Consider the following 18696-nt stretch of genomic DNA (forward strand, 5'->3'; position numbering starts at 1 on the left):
GGTGAATTACGGCAAAACCGGTCCACCCCCTCCGTGCGGTGCGGAGGGGGCGGACCGGGGTTCGTGGCGGACGCCGGAAGACTTGGCTCAGTTCGTCCCGGCCGGGGCGCCCACGGGCTTTCCGTCGGGTGCGACCGCGTACCAAGTGCCGCCCACACCCTGGCCATTGGTGTCCCCGGGCTTCTCGTCACCGGAGAAGGTGTAGATCGGCACACAGTCGATGGTCTGCTGCTTCAGTCCGTCGGGCCGGTCGAAGACCACGTAACCCTGCCCCCGGGGACCGGACCCCTTCAGATCGATGCCCTCGGTGTCCTCGGCGGCGACCGGGTCGACGACCGGCCACTTCTCCACGCAGTCGCCGGTGCACTCCGTCTTCATCGGCCACGGCGAGTCCTTCATGAAGCGGTAGACCGTGTGGCCGTTCTTGTCGACCACGATCTCCCCCAGTTCGGGGTCGTTACGGGTGGACAGCCCGGGCAGATCGGCCTGCTCAGCCTCCCCGCCCTGCTCGGCCTGCCCGCCCTCCTGGGCCTTCTTGCCGTCCGGCGCCAGCGCATACCACTTGCCGCCCACTCCCTGGCCCTTGACGTCGCCGGGAGTGGTGTCCTGCGCGTAGCGGTAGGCCGGCCAGCCGCCGACGGTGAGCTGCTTGGTGCCGTCGGCGCGGGTGACCTCGCCGAGCAGCGCCGTGTCGATGCCGGCGCCGGCCGTGGCGTCGTCCGCCGGCACCGGCGGCCAGGTCGTGGCGCAGTCGCCGTCGCAGTTCGACTTCGGCGGCTCGGCGGTGTCCTGGTCGAAGCGGTACAGGGTCATGCCCGCACCGTCGGTCACCATGTTGCCGACTTCCGCGTTGGCGGAGACGGCCAACTGGCCCGCGGTGGAGGCCTGGTCGGCGCCGCTCTGCTCATTCTGGGCGCCGGCTCCGGTATCGACCCCTGCCGTTCCGTAGCCACCGGCCGGGGCCGTGGCGCCCACGTTCTGACTTGAGGCCGGGCTGCTTTCCTGACCGCACGCCGTCGTCAGCGCCAGCACAGCCGCAGCGCTCGCCACGAGTGAGGCGCTCCGCCAGGAGGTCTTCATCGTCAACTCCCCGATCATCGCAAGGATGTTGCAGCGCCCTGCTGCGCCGCGCACGGTCCTAGGTACGAGCGGTGCCCGCCGTTGTGTTCAACCGCATCGCGGATTTCTTTCCGAAACCTGTGCCACCCCGGCCCGCGACCTGCGCCCCTGCCGCGTCGCCGCTCGTAAGCGCGTGCGTATCCCCGGACACGCGAACGTGTTGCGGATCAAACCAACAACGCCCCCAAGTCCCTCCTTCGGGGCATTCCCACGTCGCTCGGGCGCACGCCGGTGCGCCAAGACCCATGATCTTCGTCGTGCATGGACCCGAACCGACCCGAAGCACCGTCGCCATACGGGTGTTGTCCCTGGTCACGCTGGCATGGATGTGTGTCGGCGTCCCGGCGGGCACGGCGGCGGCCGATGTCTGCGCGTACGCCTCGACCGGCCCCGGCGGCACGGAGGCGGTGGCGGTCGTCGGGAGCGCCACCTGGCCCACTCCCGCCACCTGGCCTACCCACCCCGCCTGCCCGACGCCCACACCGACTCCCACGCCGACCCCGCCCCGGACACCGACACCGACTCCAACACCGACACCGACGCCTCCGCAGCCCACCCCCACCCCGGACCCGACGCCCCCACCGAAGCCGCCGGCGAAGCCACGGCCCACACCGCCCCCACCGGCTCCGCAGCCCGCGGTCCCGCGGCCGGCGCCCACGCCCAGCCCCACACCGACACAGGCGCCGGTACAGACACCGACACCGACCCGGTCGGCCGAGCCGACCCCGCGTCCGTCCGTGACCTCGGTGAGCTATCCGGCGTACCACCCCGCACCGCGCAAACGGGCGACGCACAGTGCTCCGTCGCCGCTCACCTTCGTCCTGCTCATCACCGTGCCCGCGGTGGCCGCAGTCGCCGCGCTGCGTCCGCGCTGATTTCTGGAGGCACCTCTTGCCGGAATGGCTTGTTCTCATCCTCGCGATGCTGGCTGTCTGCGTCGTGGTGGTCATCATCACCCTCGTTCGCCATCGGACGGCGGCGGACGACGAGGATCCCAGCGAGACTCCCGACGTCATCGAGTACATGACGATGTGGATCGGTGTGGTGTACGCCATCGTCCTCGGCCTGGCCATCGCCGGTGTCTGGGAGGGGCGCAGCGCCGCGCAGGACCACGTGCAGGCCGAGGCGGTCGCCCTGCACGAGATCTCGGAGCGGGTCCGGGTCTATCCCGCCGACGTTCGTGACCGTATTCGCGACGATGTCAACACCTATGTCGGACACGTCGTGGACACCGAGTGGAAGGCGATGTCCGACGACGGCAAGGTCACCGAGCGCGGTACCGAGCTCCTCGACCGCATCCGTGCGGACGTCACCGACTACGAGCCGAAGACCGACTTCGAGGCGCAGGCCTACCAGCCCCTCGTCGACCAGGTCACCGCGGCGGACCAGGCACGCAGTGCCCGCGCCAGCTCGACCGGGGAGACGATGCCGGGAGTGGTGTGGTTCGGGCTGGGCTCCGGGGCTGTGGTCACGATCGGGATGATCTTCGCCCTGCAGATCCGGCGTACGGCACGCGAGCTGATCCTCGCCGGACTGTTCTCGGCGCTGATCGCCTTCCTGCTCTTCCTCATCTGGGACTTCGACGCCCCCTACAGCCGGGGGGTCACGGCCTCGGCCGATCCGTTCCTGGAGCTCTTCCCGCACATCGGCGGCTGACGGGCCCCGCGCCAGGACATTCCTCGGGGGACGGCCGCCACACCGCGGCTGTCCCCCGTTCGCGGTAGCACCGTCCCCCGCGCGGCCCAGCGGTTGACCCGTTCGCGCTACTGCGATCGCGCCACCGCGTGCACCTTTCTAGCGTTTCGATCATCGAGGTGCATTTCTGGCGCAAGCGGAAAAAGTCCGCGGCTGCTCCTCGGGGACCGGAGGTTCCACCATGCGCGCGATACGCGTCGCCTCGGCCGCACTGCTGGGCGTCACCGCCCTGGCCCTGGCCTCCCCCGCCGCCCACGCCCGCGGTGACGAGCACATCGGCTTCCGGGCCAGTGTGCTGCCGACGACGATCGCGGCCGGCGGGCAGGTGTCCCTGCGCGTCACCGGCTGCGACCGGGACGTGTACGTCTCCTCGGGCGTCTTCGACACGGTGACGATCCGCAGCGGCCAGTACTCGGCCACGGCGGTGGTCGACCGGGACGCGCGGGAGGGCGCCGTGTACGCGGTGAAGTTCAGCTGCGGCACCTTCTGGCAGGAGGTGGACCTCACCATCGCCTCGGGCCGGCCGGACCACCGGGTCCCGCCGCGGGGCGTGCACGCCGGTGAGGGCGGCAGCTTCGGCGGTTTCGACCTCAAGGAGATCGGGCTGGGCCTCGCGCTCATCACCGGCTCGATCGGCGCGGCGTACCACTTCTCGCGGCGCCGCACGGACGAGGACGGCGCCTGACCGGGCCCCTCCCCCGCCCCGCACAGACCTTCGCCCCGGACCCTTCGAAGGGTCCGGGGCGAATCCGCTCCTGGAAATGAACCGACAGGCGACGTCAGATCCGCTTCTCGGACCGGCGCCGCATCCAGAACACCCCGCCGCCGACGACGGCCGCGGCCACGAGACCCCCGCCGATGACCATGTCGGTCGGGGTCGCCCCGGTGGTGCTGCTGCCGCCGATACCGCCACGGACACCACCGAGGACGGTGAAGGCGTCCGGCCGGGTCAGGGTGGAGCCGGAGCAGTTGACGGTGATGTCGTACGGGCCGGGCCTGGCGTTGTTGTGGACGATCGCGGTGCCTCTCGCTGTGTCGCGGGGGCCTCTGATCGGCGACAGCCTGGCCCGCGGGAAGGCACGGGAGGTCATGTGGCCGCCGTTGGGGCAGCCGTCGACCGTGACCGTCAGCTGACCGCCCCGGGGGATGACCCTGGGCATCACGACGATATTGCTCGGGAAGAACCGGCCGTCGCCGCCGAAGCGCCCGCCGTGGCTGCCGCCGTTTCCGCCGAAGCCACCACGGCCGCCATCGCCACCACGGCCGCCATCGCCGCCACGGCCATCGCCACCGAACCCATCACCGCCACCACCACCGAAACCACGCCCGTCACCACCGAAATCACCCCCGTCGCCACCGAAGCGACCGCCGTCGCCACCGAAGCCGCCGTTTCCGCCGAAGCCATCGCGGTCGCCGCCGTCGCCACCGAACCCGTCACCGTAGCCCCCGCTGCTGTCGGCGTCGTTCATGCCGTCCCAGGCGACGGCCGCGGGAGCGGCGAGCCCGAGGACGGCGACCGCGGCGGCCGAGACCGCCAGGGAACGAGTAGTACGCATGTGATCCTCCGCGGAAGACGCCCCGGGACCCGTCCCCGGTCGATCGGCGAGAAAGCGGCCTCCAAGAAAGACCCTCAGATGCCCTGCTCGGGCCCGCATTTCGGGAATGGTCCGTCCTGGTGAGAAGACACGCCCAAGGAAAACCACACAATCGGATATTGCCGCAGGTCACGCACCGTCAGAAAATTCCTGTTCGCGGCGACTCGGATGGCTCACCGAATCGGCGTTCGGGCCACCCGTTCGCTGCTGCCCCGTCGCTGGCGGTGCCGGTGGGACTTAGCGTTCTCCTATGCGCCATTGACGTGGCGACGGCCGCGTCGAGAGGGGAAGTCGAATGTCTGGGTACGAGGTGGCCGAAGAGGAGGAGCAGCGGAAGAAACGCGCTCCTTGGGGCGTGATAGCGCTTGTTCTGCTGACCGGCCTCGCTCTCATTCGGAATGGTTCGGGGGAGTTCGACGAGGGGCCCCCGCAGCCCGCCTCGGCGGCGGCCGCGGAGGCCCGGCCATCGCAGGGCGCCTTCCTGCGGGCCCCGGACGCGCTGCCGTACGCCGTGCCGGACCGGGTCAGGATCCCGGCGATCCAGGTCGACGCGCCCATGATGCCGGTCGGCCTGGACGCGGCCGGCTGGGTGGACGCGCCGCCGCCGGAGGACCCTGATCTCGCCGGCTGGTTCACCGGCGCCGTCTCCCCCGGCGAGAAGGGCACCGCGGTGATCGTCGGCCATGTCGACAACACTCAGGGCCCCGCCGTGTTCTACGGACTCGGGGCCCTCAAGAAGGGATTTCGGGTCGAGGTCGCACGTAAGGACGCGAAGACGGCCGTATTCGAGATCTACGGCATCGAGGTCTTCGAGAAGAACAACTTCCCCGGGGACCGCGTGTACGCCTCCAAGGGCAGCCCCGAATTGCGGGTCATCACCTGCGGGGGCGGCTTTTCCAAGCAGAACGGCTACGACGGGAACGTCGTCGTCTTCGCCCGCCTGGTCGAGGTGCACTGAGCGTTCCCGGCCGGGCGGGCGCGGCCCTTCAGACGTGCCGCCGGCGCGGGACGGTGATGTGATAGCCGTCGTCCAGCAGCTGAGGCAGATAGTCGCGCAGGGCCCGGACGCTCTGGCTGCGGTCGCCCCCGGCGTCGTGCGAGAGCACCACGACGCCGGGGGCGGCGCCGTCCTCGACCCGGTCGACGATGGTGCGGGCGCCGGGCTCGGTCCAGTCGAGGGTGTCGACCGTCCACGCCAGCGGCTCCATGCCCAGTTCGGCGCCGAGTTGGAAGGCCGCTCGGTTCCAGGCGCCGTAGGGGGCGCGGAACCAGCGGGGCCACTCGCCTGACACGTCCTCGACGACCTCACAGGTGCGTTTCATCTCGGAGCGGATCTGCCGCCGGGTGAGGCGGGTGAGCAGCGGGTGGGACCAGGTGTGGTTGCCGATGACATGACCCTCGTCGGCCATCCGCTCCACCAGGTCCTGGTTCTCGGCGGCCATCTCGCCGCAGACGAAGAACATCGCGCGGACGTCGTACGCCTGCAGCGTGTCCAGGATGTCCGGGGTGTAGCGGGGGTCCGGGCCGTCGTCGAAGGTCAGCACCATGGTCCGGCCGCGGCCGGAGACACGCAGAAAGGGCTCGCGCCGCACGAGGAGGCGCCGCGCCGCGGCCCGCGGCGGACCGTGGCCGGTGAGGGGCTGCAGGCGGTAGGCGGAGGGCTTGAGGGCGCGGCGCGTCTGCGGGCCCGCGACGCCGGCGGCGGGCCGGACCGGCTGGTCCCCCGCGTGCACGGAGAGCAGTCCGGCGGTGCCGGCTGCCCCGGCGACGGCGGCGCCGATGGCCAACGCCCGGCGCCGGGTGAGCGACTGATCCTTCTGCATGACTCATCAGTCGCCCCTCCGGGCCCCGACGCACCACGCCGACACCGCAGCGGCGGCATGATTCCACCCGGGCGGCGCATGACGGGCCGCCCGGAGGGCGGCAGGTGTACCACCGGTGGCCGTATCGCCCAGGGTCTCGGCAACGACTGCGGACCTGCGTCTTGGACCGCCTCCCAGGCGTGACCGAACAGCGGCACCCGCCCCAGCGCTTACAGCCGCACGCCCCTTGGGGCGCTGCGCCGCTTACCGTGCCATCACCAGCCCGTCGTTCGCCGCGCCCCGGCTGAGCACCACGTCTCGGATGCGGTCGCGTACGCCCTGTACCTCGGCGCCCTTCGCCAGCGACTCGTTGAGATTCACCACCCGGCCGGCGTCGATGTCGAACAGTTGCGGGACGAACTCGGCCTTCGTCACCTCCCACCGGCCGCCGGGCCTCGTGGGCGGGGCGAAGGTGAAGCGGCCGAGGGTGGACTCGTTGCCCCGCGGGTCCTGCACGCCCTGGTGGTTGAGCATGGGGCCCGCGATCTGGTCGCCCATCCCGTAGACCACCCAGGTGCCGTTGACCTTCTCGTACGCCTGCGGGACATGGGCGTGGGTGCCGAGAATCAGGTCGATGTCCGGGCGGCCCCCGGTGCGGGCGGCGGTGAGGACCTGGGCCAGGGACTGTTGCCGCCGGTCGGGAGCGTCCTGCCATTCCGTGCCCCAGTGCAGGGACACCACGACCACGTCGGCACCGGCCCGCCGGGCCGCGCGCGCGTCCGCGATGATCTCTTGCTCGTCGATCAGGCTGACGGCCCAGGGCTGTCCCGGCGGCAGTGAGAAACCGTTCGTGTCGTACGTGTAGGCGAGGTGGGCGACCTTCGCCTTCCCCGCGGGCAGGACGGTGGGGGTGCGCGCCTCGGTCTCGTTGCGCGCCGATCCGGCGTGCCGTACGCCCGCCCGATCGAGGGTGTCCAGCGTGCGGCGGACACCGTCCGCGCCCTCGTCCAGACTGTGGTTGGAGGCGGTGGAGCAGCCGTCGTAGCCCGTCGCGGCGAGGCCCGTGGCCAACTCGGGCGGGGACTTGAAGGCGGGGTGGCCGGTGTACCCGCCGCTCTCTCCGTACACCGTCTCCATGTGACACAGCGCCAGTTCGGCGCGGGAGACCGCGGGTTCGACCCCGGAGAACATCGGCCGGAAGTCGTAGCCGGTGCCGCCCGCGTCGAAGCGCGCCCGCTCGGTGATCGAGTGGTGCGGCAGGATGTCGCCGGAGGCGACGAGTGTGAATCCGTCAGCGGCGGAGGGGGCCTGACGCCCCGACAGGGCGGCGTCGTCGCGGGCCTCGGCCTGGCAGGCGGCGCCTGCGGCGAGAACGGCCGTGAGGGCCAGGGCCACCTGCTGTCTGCGTGCAATCATCGCTCACCCCGTTGCGACCATATTTCCAGATAAATAAGTACGAGTCTGCACGCTTCCGCAAACAATCCGACTGGTTTCGTTAGGCCGTCCGGCGCGCACGGGAGTGGCGCAAGGACCGTTCGTCGTACCGTTCGTCGACTCGATCGACCGTCCGCCGCAGATCCGTGTGCGCTCCCTGTCCGAAAGGCACACCCTGCGATGCCATACGGCCATGACGGCCGGAACAACCCTCTCGAACGGGACGACGACCGCCGAGCACGAGCTCGCCGCAGTGCAGCGGGAGCACGGCCGGCCTCTCTTCGCGCTGCTGCTCCGGCTCTGCGACGGCGACCGGCAGCGCGCCGAGGACCTCGTACAGGAGACGCTCGTACGCGCCTGGCAGCATCCCGAGGCGCTGCGTGCCGATGACTTCGACTCCGTACGGCCGTGGCTGCTGACCGTGGGACGGCGGCTCGCCATAGACGCACGGCGGGCCCGGCAGGCGCGGCCCGCCGAGGTCGGGGACGCCGTTCTGGAGAACGCCCGCGTGATGGCCGACCATGCCGAGCGGGCCGCGGCGGCGCTCGATGTCCGCGAGGCTGTGAAGACACTCACTCCGGAGCACCGTGACGTCCTGGTGCTCGTGTATTTCCACGGGGCGAGTGTGGCGGAGGCCGCGGCGACGCTCGGAATTCCGCCCGGTACGGTGAAGTCCCGCGCGTACTACGCGCTGCGCGCCCTGCGCAGGGTGCTTCCGGGATACGCGGCCGACCTGCGGTGAAACCAATGGATGAGTCAAGCCTCCGTAAAACGCCTTGCTGAAGACCCCCGTTGAGCAATCAGCTGTCTTCATCCGTGTTCCGGATAGGGCCGGGGCCCAAGGGCCCGGGTTCGGGCGACGCGCACGCACCGGAGGAAGGCAGGAAGGGATGCTGCACAGAGGTCAAGAGAGCACGGACGGCACCGGCGGCGGTGAACTGACCGTCCCCATGGCGTGGTTGTACGCCGAGTACATCGCCGACGAGCTGCTGCGGACCGGCGATCTGATGCCGCCGACGTCCTTCGAGTTCCGCGCCGGACGGGATGCGCTGGCGCTGACCATCTTCCTGTCCGACACCGAGGGCGAGCTGTCCGGCATCCGGGTCGTCTCCCAGCTGGAGACCTGGCTTTCGCTGACGGCGTACGACCAGCCGTGGCAGGACTGGGTGCGCGAGCGGCTGGCGATGCTCGCCGCCGAGGCGATCGAGTCGGGGGGCCCCGCGCCCGACCTGGAGCTGGCGGAGGCGGCCTGGCGCTGGCTGGAGGAGACCGAGCTGCTCGCGCCCGACCTGAACGCGGTGCCCGGGGGCGCTGCGGCGGCCGGCGAGGACGAGGGACCGAAGGTGTGGACCCCGGCCTGGCAGCTGGGGCTGCCGCTGGGGCATCTCGCCATCCATCTTTTTTGAGATTCGGCGCCGATCCGACCAATCCTCGGCCCGAGCCGCTCCGAATCCTTTGGTCGCGATTCGGCAGGGGCTTGAGTGATTCAGCGGCTTGGTGCGTACCGGTGGGAGCAAGGAGTAACCCCACCCGCACCCAACGGCACGAGGATTCGGCATGAGGTCCCTGGAGAGGCATCGCGACGTCGCCGCGTACGCGCTCGGCGTGCTGGACGAGGCGGATGCCTTCCGCTTCGAGGACCACCTCATGGAGTGCCCCAGCTGTACGGCACACGTGACCGAGTTCGGGCCGGTGACCCGGCAGCTGATGTTGTACCGGCGGGCCACACCGCGCTTTGTGAACCCCCTGACCCAGCCCGGCACCCGGCTCCTTGACCGGCTGCTCGGCGAGGTGACGGCACGGCGGCGGGTCGGGCGCCGGCGGGTGCTGTACGCCGTCGCCGCCTCCGTGGCGATCGCTGTCGCCGCGCCGGCGGTCGCGATGAGCGCGGGCGGCGGCGACAGTGCCGTACGCCTCACCGCGACCGACGAGCGGTCGGGCGTATGGGCTCAGGTCACGGCCGAGAACGGCGCCTCGGGCAGCCATATCGAGCTGAAGGTGAAGGACGGGGCCGGGCCTCGCCCCTGCCGTCTGGTCGTCCTGGGCCTCGACGGTTCGGAGGAGACGGTCACCAACTGGATGACGCCCCGCCATGACGCCCGCCCCAACACCATGCACGGCAGTTCGTCGATGCAGACCAGCCAGATCGACCGGTACGAGGTCCGCACCACGGACGGCGAGCATCTGGTGACACTGGAGGCGAAGTAGCCCGACCCGCCGCACCTCACCGACGCGGTGACCCCGCGCACCTCACTTCAGCAACCGGGACATCCTCCGGTCGGCCAGGGGCTTGCCCCCGGTCTGACAGGTCGGGCAGTACTGCAGCGAGGAGTCGCTGAAGGAGACCTCGCGGATCGTGTCGCCGCACACCGGGCAGGGCCGGCCCGTCCTGCCGTGCACGCGCAGGCCGCTCTTCTTCTCCGCTTTGAGGCGGCCGGCGGCGAGTCCCCGGGAGCGCTCGACGGCCTCGGTGAGCGTGCTGCGCAGGGCCTCGTACAGGCGGGTGGTCTCCTCCGGGGTGAGAGAGGCGGCCAGTTTGAAGGGGGACATCTTCGCGGCGTGCAGGATCTCGTCGCTGTAGGCGTTGCCCACGCCGGCGATCAGGCTCTGGTCGCGCAGGGCGCCCTTGAGCTGCCGCCGCTCGTCGCCCAGCAGGGCCGCGAAGCGCGGTTCGTCGAAGTCGTCGGCGAGAGGGTCCGGGCCGAGGCGGGCGATGCCGGGTACCTCCTGCGGGTCGGGTACGACATACACCGCGAGCCGCTTCTGGGTGCCGGCCTCCGTCAGGTCGAAGCCCTCGCCGGTCTCCAGGGCGACGCGCAGCGCAAGCGGGCCCTTGCCGGGCCTGGGCGGGCCGTCGGGGAGCCTGTCCTTCCAGTGCAACCAGCCGGCCCGGGCGAGGTGGGTGACGAAGTGCGGGCCGCCGTCGGTCTGAAGGTCGAGGAACTTGCCGTGCCGGTGCACGGCGGTGACCTCGCGGCCCTCGACCGCCGTGAGCGGAGGGTCGTACGTCTTCAGCACGCTGATCGCGACGGGCAGCACCCGGACGATCTCGTGGCCGACCAGGTTCTCGGTCAGGAAGTCCTTGAGCGCTTCCACCTCGGGCAGTTCCGGCATACGTCCAGAGTGCCATCCGGGACCGACACGCTCAGCTCCGTTCCCGCACCACGAACTCGCACCACACGCACTTGCCGCCGCCCCGCGCCTCCACGCCCCACACGTCCGTGAGCAGGTCGACGAGGAGCAGTCCGCGCCCGGAGACACCCGACTCGCCCGCGTCACGGCGGCGGGGCAGGGCGCTGGAGGAGTCCTCCACCTCGACACGCAGCCGCCGGTCGGAGCCGGCCAGGTGCCGCAGCGTGACCACGGCGGAGCCTTCGGTGTGCATCAGGGCGTTGGTGATCAGTTCGTCGGCGACGAGCTCGATCTCGTCGGCCCGCTCGCCGACGCCCCAGGCCTGGACGGCGGCGCGGATCATGTGCCGCGCCTGGATGAGGGCCTCGGGGTCGCCGGGTGCCACGTGCTGCTGGAGCCGGCCCGCGGGCTTGGGGCTGTCCAGGCTGCGGCGGCGCAGCAGGAGCAGGGCCACGTCGTCGTCCCCGCCGCGTTCCTCGGCCACGTCGATGAGCCGTTCGGCGAGGTCGCGTACGTCGTCCGGGCCGGTCTTGATCATGGCCGCGAGGGTCTGCATGCCGTCGTCGAGGTCGGCGCCGGGCTGTTCCACCAGGCCGTCGGTGCACAGCAGCAGGGTGTCGCCGGGATCGAGCTCGATGGTGCTGACGGGGTATTCGAGGCCCCCGAACTCGGCGGACAGACCGAGCGGCAGTCCGCCCTCCACGGCGATGCGGCGGCAGGTCCCGTCGGTCTGCCGGACCAGCGGGTCGATATGGCCGGCGCGGACCACCTGGACGACTCCGGTGGACAGGTCGGCCTCCGCGTACAGGCAGGTCGCGAAGCGGTCGGTGTCGAGTTCGTGCAGGAACACGGAGGCGCGGGCCATCACGGTGGCGGGGGTGTGGCCCTCGGCGGCGTAGGCGCGCAGGACGATGCGCAGCTGTCCCATGACGGCGGCGGCGTGCGTGTCGTGGCCCTGGACGTCGCCGATGACGGCGCCGACCCGGCCGCCCGGCAGCGGGATCAGGTCGTACCAGTCGCCGCCGATGTCCCGGCCCAGGGCGGCGGAGCGGTAGCGGACGGCGACGTCGGCGCCGGGCACGCTGGGGATGGTGCGCGGCAGCATGGCCTGCTGGAGGCCGGCGGCGAGGTCCTTCTCCTGCTCGTAGAACATGGCCCGCTGCAGGCTCTGCGCGATGCTGGAGCCGAGGGCGACCAGGACGTTGCGCTCGTCGGGGGTGAAGCCGCGGCGGTCGCTGTAGAGCAGGCCCACGGCGCCGATGGGTTTCGCCTGCGCGATCAGCGGCAGATAGGCGGCCGACGTGATGTTCAGGTCGGTGATGTGCGGCCACAGGATCGGGTAGCCCTCGGCGAACTCCTCCGGCGACTCGATGAACCGCGGGGCGAGCGTGCGCACGACCTCGCTCATGGGGTAGCGCTCGTCGATGCGGGTGATGAGGGTGCCGGGCACGAAACTGCCCGCCGGGCCCTCGGCGACCAGCCGGATCCGGCCGGCCTCGACCAGGCCCATGACCAGGCTGGTGGCGCCGAGGTGGGTGAGGCCGTTGGTGTCCTTGAGGACGTCGATGACGTCCTGCACGGTACGGGCGTACGCGAGGGCGGCAGTGGTGAGCTGGACGACGTTGGTCTGCCGGCGGCGGGCCTCGTCCTGCGCTGCCTCGTCGCGGCGGGCCTCGATCTCGGAGAGTTCCTGGGTGGCGTCCCGGACGATGCCGATGATGCGGCGCGGCCGGCCGGTCTCGTCGCGGCGGATGGAGCCCTGGGTGTGGGTCCAGCGCAGGTCGCCGTCGCGGCGGCGGATGCGGAAGTAGGCGCCGTAGTTCTCGCTGCCGTCCTTCATGGCCTGGGCGACCAGGGCGTCGATCCGGTGGGCCTCCGGGCGCGGGACCCGCACGGTCAGGGTCTCGGGGCGGCCGTCGTATTCGTCGGGGCGCAGGTCGAAGACCTCGTGGGCCTGGGCGTCCATGTGCAGGAGGCCGGTGTCCAGGTCCCAGTCGAAGCTGCCCATGCGATTGAGCGCCAAGATCGGGTCCGGGTGGGCGGGCCAGTCGTCCGGGAGTGACAGGGCGCTCGCTCCCCGATCAACCATGCGCCTACCTTGCCAGGATTCCACCGATTCTTCGACCCGTGAGCGAAGAATCCCCCGATGATGCCCCCACGCCCATGTGGTACACACCACGGAAAGCACCCATGATGTAAACGACACATACCGAAACCATCAATTGAGCAACCACGACGGCGCTGAACCACGTCCGCGAGAGCGGCGGCGGTTTAGCCGCAAAAAGGGTGCCCGCCCGTGGAATGGTTCACCGCACCCGACTACTGGCTGAGCCGGCTGGTCTTCCAGCGGGCCCTGGCCGCTCTGTATCTGGTGGCGTTCCTCACGGCGGCGCTGCAGTTCCGGGCGCTGCTGGGCGAGCGCGGCATGCTGCCGATCCCGCGGTTCGTCGCACGGGTGCCGTTCAAGCGGGCCCCTAGCCTGTTCCAACTGCACTACTCGGACCGGTTCTTCGCGGCCTCGGCCTGGGCGGGCTGCGCGGTGTCGGCGGCGCTGGTGGCGGGGCTGGACTCGCTGCTGCCGCTGTGGGGCGGCATGCTGCTGTGGCTGGTGCCGTGGGTGCTGTATCTGTCGATCGTCAACGTCGGCCAGACCTGGTACGGCTTCGGCTGGGAGTCGCTGCTCCTGGAGGTAGGCTTCCTCGCCGTCTTCCTCGGCAACGAGGAAGTGGCCCCGCCGATCGTGGTCCTGTTCCTGCTGCGCTGGATCCTGTTCCGGGTGGAGTTCGGCGCGGGCCTGATCAAGATGCGCGGCGACGCCTGCTGGCGGAACCTGACCTGTCTGTACCACCACCACGAGACCCAGCCGATGCCGGGACCGCTGAGCTGGTTCTTCCACCATCTCCCCCGCCCCCTGCACCGGGCGGAGGTGGCGGCGAACCACGTCACCCAGCTCGTCGTGCCGGTGCTGCTGTTCACCCCGCAGCCGATCGCGACGGCCGCGGCGTCCCTGATGATCGTCACCCAGCTGTGGCTCGTGCTGTCGGGCAACTTCTCCTGGCTGAACTGGATCACGATCGTGCTGGCCCTGTCGGCGATCGAGTTCCCCACCACACCGCCGTCCGTCGCCGACGCCCCGCTCTGGTACGAGATCGTCGTCCTCGCCGTCGCCGCGCTGCTGGTGGGCCTGAGCTACCAGCCGGTCCGCAACATGATCTCCCGCCGCCAGGTGATGAACCGCTCCTTCGACCCGCTCCACCTGGTCAACACGTACGGGGCGTTCGGCAGCGTCAGCCGGATCCGCTACGAGGTGGTCGTCGAGGGCACGGCCGACCCGGTACCGCACGAGGACTCGGACTGGCGGGAGTACGAGTTCAAGGGCAAGCCGGGCGAGCCCGGGCACTGGCCGCGCCAGTTCGCGCCGTACCATCTGCGGCTCGACTGGATGATGTGGTTCGCCGCGCTGTCGCCCGCCTATGCCGGCTCCTGGTTCGGCGCCCTGGTGGAACGGCTCCTGGAGAGCGACCGCGCCACGCTGAAGCTGCTGCGCCGCTCGCCCTTCCCGCCCGGCGAGCCCCCGCGGTTCGTCCGCGCCCGCCTCTTCCGCTACCGCTACACCACCTGGCGTGAGCTGCGGGAGACGGGCGCGTGCTGGGAGCGGACGTATGTGCGGGAGTACCTGCCGCCGACCCGGCTGACGAGGTCGGCTCAGAGGTCGTAGACGCGGGTGGCGGTGGCCTCGAAGATACGGGAGCGGTCGCTCGCGTCTGTCAGCTCCTGTGCCGCCGACAGCACCTCACCGTAGGTCGCCGCCAGCGTGCACACCGGCCAGTCCGAGCCGAACATCAGGCGGTCCGGGCCGAACGCGTCGAGGACGGTGTCGGTGTACGGGCGGAGGTCGTCGACCGTCCAGGACCCCGGGTCGGCCTCGGTGACCATGCCGGAGACCTTGCAGACCGTGTTGGGCAGCGCGGCGAGGGTGCGCACGGCGCTCGCCCACGGTTCCCGCCGGCCGGAGGCTATGGGCGGTTTTCCGAGGTGGTCCAGGACGAAGGTGAGGTCCGGGTGGTCCGCGGCGGCCTTGGCGCAGGCGGGCAGCTGGTGGGGCAGGACCACGAGGTCGTAGACCAGGCCCGCGGCGGCGACGGCCGCGAGTCCACGGCGGACATCGGGACGCACCAGCCATTCCGGGTCGGGTTCGCCCTGGACCTGGTGGCGGATGCCCTTCAGACGGCCGCCGCCGGGGAGTTCACGCAGCCGGGCCAGCTCGTCGGCGATGTCCGGGCGGGTGAGGTCGGTCCACCCGACGACCGCGCCGATCAGGTCGTGCGCGGCGGCGAGCGCGAGGAACTCAGGGGTCTCCTCCGGCACGGTGACCGTCTGGACGAGGACGGTACGGTCCACTCCGGCGGCCCGCGCCTCGGGTTCCAGGTCGGCGACGGTGAAGTTCCGCCGGATCGGCCGGAGTTCGTCTCCGGTGATCCAGTCCTGGTCGCGTACCGAGAGGTCCCAGACGTGGTGGTGGGCGTCGACGGTCACGGCAGCTCCCACACCACGGGCAGGCCCGCGTCGGCTCCCTCGTCGGAGTAGTCGTGCACCACGTCGAGGAGCTGTGCCATCCGGGCCTGCCAGGCGACGTTGACCGGCAGCCGCTCCAGCTCGGCGAGGAGCCGGGCGTAGTCCGCGCACTCCAGGACGTGGAAGAGGTCGGTGCCGCTGCGCCAGATCGTCCAGGAGGTGGCGCCGGCGGCGCGGATGGCGTCCGTCAGCTCCTTCGGGACCTCGCGGTGCGCGGCCTCGTACTCCGCGAGCCGGTCCGGGCGGACCTTGGTGTGCAGGGCGACTCTCATGACGGCTCCTCGTCGGACAGCAGGCCGGTCTCTCTCAGCTCGCCCCAGAACGCCTCCGGGACCGCCACCGCGAACTGCTCGGCGCAGTCCCGGACTTCGGCCGCCGACCGCGCGCCCACGAGGACGCTCGCGACGGCCGGGTGCGCGGCGCAGTAGGCGAGGGCGGCGGCCCGCAGGGTGATGCCGTGGCGGTCGGCGACGGACTTCATGCGCAGGGCGCGGTCCAGCAACTCCTGTGGCGCCTGGGCGTAGTTGTACGTCGATTGCGGCTTCGGATCCGCCAGCAGGCCGGAGTTGAAGGCGCCGCCGATGACGACGGACGTGCCGCGCGCGAGGGCGGCGGGCAGCAGTCCGGTCAGCGCGCTCTGGTCGAGCAGCGTGTAGCGGCCCGCGCACAGGACCACGTCGACGTCCGTATCACGGACGAAGCGGGTCAGCATCCCGGCCTGGTTCATGCCCGCTCCGATGGCGCGGACGACGCCTTCGGAGCGCAGCTTCTCCAGCGCCGGATAGCCCTCGCGGAAGGCCTGTTCGGCGTGGTCGTCGGGGTCGTGGAGGTAGACGACGTCGACGCGGTCGAGGCCGAGCCGCTCCAGGCAGGCGTCCAGGGTGCGTCGTATGCCGTCGGCGCTGAAGTCCCAGACGCGGCGGTGGGAGGCGGGCACCGCGAAGCCGTTCGCGAGGTCGTCGCCCGGCGTGCCGGCCGGTTCCAGACGGCGGCCGACCTTCGTCGAGATCGTGTACGCCTCCCGCGGGTGCGCACGCAGGGCGGCGCCGAGGCGGCGTTCGGACAGGCCGAGGCCGTAGTGCGGGGCGGTGTCGAAGTAGCGGATGCCCCGCTGCCAGGCGGCGGCGACGGTTTCGTCCGCCTGCTCGTCCGTGACCTCGGTGAACAGGTTGCCGATCGGGGCGGCGCCGAGGGCGAGCGGGGTGACCTCGACGCCGCTCCTGCCGAGGGTGCTCACCGGCCCGCCGGGCGCAGCCGCAGACCCTGCATGCCGCCGTCGACGGCCAGTGCCGTGCCGGTGGTGGCGCCGGACAGCGGGCTCGCCAAGTAGGCGACGGCGCCCGCGACCTCGGCCGCGCTGACCAGGCGCCCGGTGGGCTGGCGGGCCTGAAGGGCGGCGCGTTCGGCGGCCGGGTCGGCGGCGGCGTCGAGGAGGCGGCCGACCCACGGGGTGTCCACGGTGCCGGGGTTGACGCAGTTGACGCGGATTCCCTCGCGGACGTGGTCGGCGGCCATGGCGAGGGTGAGGGAGTACACGGCGCCCTTGGTCGCGCTGTAGAGGGCGCGTTGCGGCAGGCCCGCGGTGGCGGCGATGGAGCAGGTGTTGACGATCGCGGCGTGCGACGACTTGCGCAGGTGCGGAAGGGCCGCGCGGGCCGCGCGGACCATGCCGACGACGTTGACGTCCAGCACGCGATGCCATTCGGCGTCGTCGTTGTCCTCCACGGTGCCCTGGGCGCCGATGCCGGCGTTGTTGATCAGGATGTCGAGTCCGCCGAGCTCGGCGACCGCGGCGGCGACGGCCTCGCGGACGGAGGTGTCGTCGGTGACGTCGGCGCGGTGGGCGAGCAGCGGCTTCTCCACGGACGACGGGTCCAGGTCGAGGACGGCGACCTGGGCGCCGCGCGCGGCCAGGAGCTGCGCGGTGGCCCGGCCGATGCCGGAGGCACCGCCCGTCACCAGGGCCCTCAGGCCCTCGAAGTCGCTCATGCCGCCTGCCCCTTCTGCTGGGTCTGGAGGTCGGCTGCCCAGAAGGCGCCGCCGGGGAACGTGTACCGGGCGATGGACTCGGGCCGCATGGCCGCCGAGAAGCCCGGCGCGGTGGGTGCCGTGTAGTGACCGTCGCGGATCACCACCGGGTCGAGGAAGTGGTCGTGCAGATGGTCGACGTACTCGATGACGCGGTCGTCGGTCGTGCCGGAGACGGCCACGTAGTCGAACATCGAGAGGTGCTGGACGAGTTCGCACAGGCCGACGCCGCCCGCGTGCGGGCACACCGGCACCCCGTACTTGGCCGCGAGCAGCAGGATCGCGAGGTTCTCGTTGACGCCGGCGACCCGGGCCGCGTCGATCTGGACGATGTCGACCGCGCCGGCCTGGAGCAGCTGTTTGAAGACGACCCGGTTGTGGACGTGCTCTCCCGTGGCGACCTTCACCGGGGCCACGGCCCGGCGGATCGCGGCGTGCCCGAGGATGTCGTCGGGGCTGGTGGGCTCCTCGATCCAGTACGGGTCGAACTCGGCGAGCGCCTTGGTCCAGCGGATGGCCTCGTCGACGTCCCAGCGCTGGTTGGCGTCGATCGCCACGCGGATGTCCGGGCCGACCACGGACCGCGCGACACGGCAGCGCCGGATGTCGTCCTCCAGATCGGCGCCGACCTTCAGCTTGATCAGCCGGAAGCCGTCGGCGACCGCCTCGGCGGCGAGCCGGGTGAGCTTCTCGTCGTCGTAGCCGAGCCAGCCGGCGGAGGTGGTGTAGGCGGGGTAGCCGCGCTCCAGGAGCCGGGCGCTGCGCTCCTCGGCCCCGTCCCGGCCGCGGCGCAGGAGGGTCAGCGCCTCCTCGGGGGTGAGGGCGTCGGTGAGGTAGCGGAAATCGATCTGGGCGAGCAGCCACTCGGGCTCGGCGTCGGCGAGGAACTGCCACAGCGGCTTGCGCGCCCGCTTGGCGGCCAGGTCCCACACGGCGTTGGTCACCGCGCCGATGGCCATGTGCATCACCCCCTTCTCGGGCCCGAGCCAGCGCAGTTGGCTGTCGCCGATCAGATCCCGGAACAGCGCTCCGGGGTCGGCGCACAGCTCGTCGACGGACCGTCCGACCACATGGTGGCGCAGCGCGTGGATCGCGGCGACCTGCACCTCGTTGCCCCGCCCGATGGTGAAGGTGAAACCGTGCCCCTGCGGACCCTCCTCGGCGCCGTCGGAGTCCGTGCGCAGCACGACATAGGCGGCCGAGTAGTCGGGGTCCGGGTTCATCGCGTCGGAGCCGTCGAGCTCGCGCGAGGTGGGGAAACGGATGTCATGGGTATCGACCGCGGTGATGCGGACGGGCGTCTGGGACACAGAGGG

Annotated in this window: 19 protein-coding genes; 8 read left to right on the plus strand and 11 right to left on the minus strand. The window is 71.3% G+C overall.

Features of this window, described 5'->3' with window-relative positions; genetic code table 11:
• Window positions 1-87 precede the first annotated feature (87 nt).
• Window positions 88-1080, minus strand: coding sequence for an SCO0930 family lipoprotein (locus tag GFH49_RS03610; RefSeq protein WP_155054315.1), 993 nt, complete (start codon window positions 1078-1080; stop codon window positions 88-90).
• Between the two features lie 776 nt (window positions 1081-1856).
• Here GFH49_RS03610 and GFH49_RS39825 point away from each other — a divergent pair.
• The 3 genes from GFH49_RS39825 to GFH49_RS03625 all read left to right on the plus strand — a co-directional run bounded on the left by GFH49_RS39825 (window position 1857) and on the right by GFH49_RS03625 (window position 3499).
• Window positions 1857-1994: a hypothetical protein gene (locus tag GFH49_RS39825; protein ID WP_230396139.1), complete on the plus strand. Its 138-nt coding sequence runs from the start codon at window positions 1857-1859 to the stop codon at window positions 1992-1994.
• 16 nt (window positions 1995-2010) lie between these two features.
• Window positions 2011-2775 carry a bestrophin-like domain gene (locus GFH49_RS03620; protein ID WP_155054268.1) on the plus strand — a complete coding sequence of 255 codons (765 nt, stop codon included), beginning with the start codon at window positions 2011-2013 and terminating at the stop codon, window positions 2773-2775.
• 220 nt (window positions 2776-2995) lie between these two features.
• Window positions 2996-3499 (plus strand): hypothetical protein, encoded by a 504-nt coding sequence (locus GFH49_RS03625; RefSeq protein WP_155054269.1) that lies wholly within the window; start codon window positions 2996-2998, stop codon window positions 3497-3499.
• Between the two features lie 94 nt (window positions 3500-3593).
• On the opposite strand, the gene GFH49_RS41370 is transcribed toward GFH49_RS03625, so the two are convergent.
• Entirely contained in the window at window positions 3594-4370 is a 777-nt protein-coding gene (locus GFH49_RS41370; RefSeq protein WP_155054316.1) for a hypothetical protein, read from the minus strand.
• A gap of 334 nt (window positions 4371-4704) precedes the next feature.
• On the opposite strand from GFH49_RS41370, the gene GFH49_RS03635 reads away from it, so the two are divergent.
• Entirely contained in the window at window positions 4705-5367 is a 663-nt protein-coding gene (locus GFH49_RS03635) for a class F sortase (RefSeq protein WP_155054270.1), read from the plus strand.
• Window positions 5368-5395: 28 nt separating this feature from the next.
• Here the strand turns inward: GFH49_RS03635 and GFH49_RS03640 are convergent, their stop codons facing one another.
• Both GFH49_RS03640 and GFH49_RS03645 read right to left on the minus strand, forming a co-directional pair.
• Entirely contained in the window at window positions 5396-6232 is an 837-nt protein-coding gene (locus tag GFH49_RS03640; RefSeq protein WP_155054271.1) for a polysaccharide deacetylase family protein, read from the minus strand.
• Window positions 6233-6475: 243 nt separating this feature from the next.
• Entirely contained in the window at window positions 6476-7627 is a 1152-nt protein-coding gene (locus GFH49_RS03645; protein ID WP_155054272.1) for a CapA family protein, read from the minus strand.
• Window positions 7628-7838: 211 nt separating this feature from the next.
• On the opposite strand from GFH49_RS03645, the gene GFH49_RS03650 reads away from it, so the two are divergent.
• From GFH49_RS03650 to GFH49_RS03660, 3 genes are all read left to right on the plus strand, one after another.
• Entirely contained in the window at window positions 7839-8387 is a 549-nt protein-coding gene (locus GFH49_RS03650) for a sigma-70 family RNA polymerase sigma factor (RefSeq protein ID WP_155054273.1), read from the plus strand.
• A gap of 148 nt (window positions 8388-8535) precedes the next feature.
• Entirely contained in the window at window positions 8536-9051 is a 516-nt protein-coding gene (locus GFH49_RS03655) for a hypothetical protein (RefSeq protein ID WP_155054274.1), read from the plus strand.
• A 151-nt stretch (window positions 9052-9202) separates the two neighbouring features.
• On the plus strand, window positions 9203-9853 hold the full coding sequence (locus tag GFH49_RS03660; protein WP_155054275.1) for a zf-HC2 domain-containing protein: 651 nt from the start codon (window positions 9203-9205) through the stop codon (window positions 9851-9853).
• A 42-nt stretch (window positions 9854-9895) separates the two neighbouring features.
• Here the strand turns inward: GFH49_RS03660 and GFH49_RS03665 are convergent, their stop codons facing one another.
• Both GFH49_RS03665 and GFH49_RS03670 read right to left on the minus strand, forming a co-directional pair.
• Window positions 9896-10759: an Fpg/Nei family DNA glycosylase gene (locus tag GFH49_RS03665; RefSeq protein WP_155054276.1), complete on the minus strand. Its 864-nt coding sequence runs from the start codon at window positions 10757-10759 to the stop codon at window positions 9896-9898.
• A 31-nt stretch (window positions 10760-10790) separates the two neighbouring features.
• The gene (locus GFH49_RS03670) at window positions 10791-12866 is read right to left on the minus strand and encodes a SpoIIE family protein phosphatase (protein WP_155054277.1); all 2076 of its coding nucleotides are present in this window, start codon (window positions 12864-12866) and stop codon (window positions 10791-10793) included.
• Window positions 12867-13073: 207 nt separating this feature from the next.
• Here GFH49_RS03670 and GFH49_RS03675 point away from each other — a divergent pair, with 207 nt between their 5' ends.
• A complete protein-coding gene (locus tag GFH49_RS03675) occupies window positions 13074-14495 on the plus strand; it encodes a lipase maturation factor family protein (RefSeq protein ID WP_155054278.1) in 1422 nt (473 codons plus the stop codon).
• Here GFH49_RS03675 and GFH49_RS03680 read toward each other — a convergent pair.
• Genes GFH49_RS03680 through GFH49_RS03700 form a run of 5 tightly spaced genes read right to left on the minus strand, consistent with a single transcriptional unit; the run spans window position 14483 to window position 18690 of the window.
• Window positions 14483-15313 (minus strand): amidohydrolase family protein, encoded by an 831-nt coding sequence (locus GFH49_RS03680; RefSeq protein ID WP_155054279.1) that lies wholly within the window; start codon window positions 15311-15313, stop codon window positions 14483-14485. The genes GFH49_RS03675 and GFH49_RS03680 overlap by 13 nt on opposite strands.
• A complete protein-coding gene (locus tag GFH49_RS03685; protein ID WP_155054280.1) occupies window positions 15310-15624 on the minus strand; it encodes an L-rhamnose mutarotase in 315 nt (104 codons plus the stop codon). Before GFH49_RS03685 ends, GFH49_RS03680 begins: the two co-directional genes overlap by 4 nt.
• On the minus strand, window positions 15621-16589 hold the full coding sequence (locus GFH49_RS03690; protein WP_155054281.1) for an aldo/keto reductase: 969 nt from the start codon (window positions 16587-16589) through the stop codon (window positions 15621-15623). Before GFH49_RS03690 ends, GFH49_RS03685 begins: the two co-directional genes overlap by 4 nt.
• Entirely contained in the window at window positions 16586-17341 is a 756-nt protein-coding gene (locus GFH49_RS03695) for an SDR family NAD(P)-dependent oxidoreductase (protein WP_155054282.1), read from the minus strand. The genes GFH49_RS03690 and GFH49_RS03695 overlap by 4 nt, the downstream gene beginning before the upstream one ends.
• Complete coding sequence (locus tag GFH49_RS03700; RefSeq protein WP_155054283.1) at window positions 17338-18690, minus strand: L-fuconate dehydratase; 1353 nt, start codon at window positions 18688-18690, stop codon at window positions 17338-17340. Before GFH49_RS03700 ends, GFH49_RS03695 begins: the two co-directional genes overlap by 4 nt.
• Between the last annotated feature and the right edge of the window lie 6 nt (window positions 18691-18696).

The organism is Streptomyces blattellae (assembly GCF_009709555.1).
GTDB lineage: Bacteria > Actinomycetota > Actinomycetes > Streptomycetales > Streptomycetaceae > Streptomyces > Streptomyces blattellae.